Raw genomic sequence first — 1,267 nt, forward strand, 5'->3', positions numbered from 1 at the left:
GTGTATGGACCGGGGACATAGCGCACAGGTGTGCGGGGACATCGCGCACACTTTACGGCTCCTGGTGCAGGTCGATAACGGTCAGGTGGTGATGGCCGAAGTAGACATCGTAGATACCGTCCTGGGCGTCTCGCGCCCTTAGCGCCACGTGGTGGTTGCTCAGGGCCATGGAGAGGGTGGTACAGGTGCCTTTGAAGTAAAGCCGGCCGTGTCCTCGCACTCGGGTGACGGTGTCCGCGGGAGGGTATTGCAGTTCGGGTAGGACCTGCGGGAAGGACCGGAGGCTGGGCTGGTAGCGGTCGGCGGGAACGGCCATGCCGATGCCTTGATGAGGGCGTACGGTGTTGTAGATCTGCCGCCAGAGGTCGAAGGCGCGTTGCGCCTGCCGCAGGCTGACGAAGCGTTCCTGGCTTAAGAGTTCGGCCTTGAGACTGCGGTGGAAGCGCTCGTCCTTGCCGTTCGTCTGGGGATGGTGAGGGGCGCTGAAACTGACCCGGATGCCTAGTTGGATAAGCCATATCGCGAAGGCGCTCAAATTCGACGAGACGCCGTTAGCGATGCCCCAGGGCGAGCCGTTATCCATGTTCATGCGCCAAGGCATGCCGTAGATCCGAAACGCTTCGCTAAGGGCTTTCTGCACGGTCTTGCCGGTCATATCCGGTGTCGCACGCAGAGCAATGTTGAAGCGCGAATGATCATCGAGCACGGTCAACGGGTCGCAATCGCGCGGACCGACCTTGATGGTGCCTTTGAAATCCATTTGCCACAGGTCGTTGGGGGCCGCGTGCTCGAACCGCTTCCATGGGGTGCTGGCCACGCTATCGGCCGGATCGATCAGGTCATGCCGCCTGAGGATGTCGGTGATTGTGCTGCAGGCAGGGACCGTTGCGTGCCCGGCATTGAGCAGAACTTGCCGTATTTTCCGTCCGCCCCACCGGCGATGGGCCTGACGAACCGCGATGACGGCGGCTTCCAAGGCACTATCGGTGCGCCCCGGCGACCGATGGGGTCGGCGTGATCGATCGGCCACCGAATCGTCTTCCTGACTTCGTCTGAGCCATTTGTACGCCGTGGTTCGGCACACGCCAAACCGTCGGGCCAGTTCGGCAACGCTCATCGTTCGACTCCGCACAAGGCGGATCAGTTCAGCACGCTCGGACATAGCGGTCTTCCAGGTCATGGGAGCGATCCTCAGCGGCTGCGATGACCCGCCGAGGTGTACACCATGTCCCCGCACACCTGTGCGCTATGTCCCCGGTCCATACAC

At 62.2% G+C, this 1,267-nt stretch carries 1 protein-coding gene; it reads right to left on the reverse strand.

What is annotated here, in order from left to right:
• Positions 1–52: 52 nt before the first annotated feature.
• Positions 53–1,180, reverse strand: a complete 1,128-nt coding sequence (locus EC912_RS19270; RefSeq protein ID WP_207906901.1) for an IS481 family transposase — start codon at positions 1,178–1,180, stop codon at positions 53–55.
• Positions 1,181–1,267: the final 87 nt, after the last annotated feature.

It is taken from the genome of Luteibacter rhizovicinus, from assembly GCF_004342265.1.
Lineage (GTDB): Bacteria > Pseudomonadota > Gammaproteobacteria > Xanthomonadales > Rhodanobacteraceae > Luteibacter > Luteibacter rhizovicinus_B.